1 rRNA gene is annotated in these 703 nt (G+C 54.5%); it reads right to left on the bottom strand.

The features are described from left to right. Positions 1-593 precede the first annotated feature (593 nt). Positions 594-703 (bottom strand): 16S ribosomal RNA (locus PY310_RS21495); the annotation flags it as partial.

The raw sequence follows: 703 nt of genomic DNA, 5'->3' as shown, positions 1-703 counted from the left end.
TCTTCGGCTCCTAATGCCAAGGCATCCACCGTGTGCTCTTAAAAACTTGACCACAAAAGATCAATTCAGAAATTTTCGAGAGAACCACGAAAACCAACCACACCCAACAACCACACCCCCCAAAAAGGAGATGCCATCATCACGCGCAGCCAGATCCAGGTTCATATTCTTGGAAATTGCTTCTTATAAAAGATGCTCGCGTCCACTATGTAGTTCTCAAACAACAACCCCAAACCACACACCCCACACACACCCGCCCCCGAAGGAAACAAGCAACCATGTGATCGGTGCAGCCAGGAAACCAGAAACAAACAAGTCCCGGAGAAGTCATCCCTCCCCGGTCCTGTTGCCTCAGGACCCAACAGTGTGCCAAACACTACCCAGCAATACCACCGGCAAACGTTCCAGAACCCCGGACCCCCGAAAGGACCCACGATTCGTACTAGCCACCGGCAAGCGCCGCCAGGCACCTATTCGTTGATATTCCACCCGTGAGCACCCGCCGCAGAACTTGCGTCTGCGCAACGGGCGTACTCCTGACAAACCCGACGCACTCACATACATGAGGCACGGTGCTTGTAGGTGCTCCTTAGAAAGGAGGTGATCCAGCCGCACCTTCCGGTACGGCTACCTTGTTACGACTTAGTCCCAATCGCCAGTCCCACCTTCGACAGCTCCCTCCCCACAAGGGGGTTAGGCCACC

Origin of the sequence: Pseudarthrobacter naphthalenicus (genome assembly GCF_029076445.1) — a bacterium.
In the GTDB taxonomy this organism is placed as follows: Bacteria; Actinomycetota; Actinomycetes; order Actinomycetales; family Micrococcaceae; genus Arthrobacter; species Arthrobacter naphthalenicus.
Note: the sequence above shows the minus strand (reverse complement) of the source record. Positions and strands in the feature narration are given on the sequence as shown.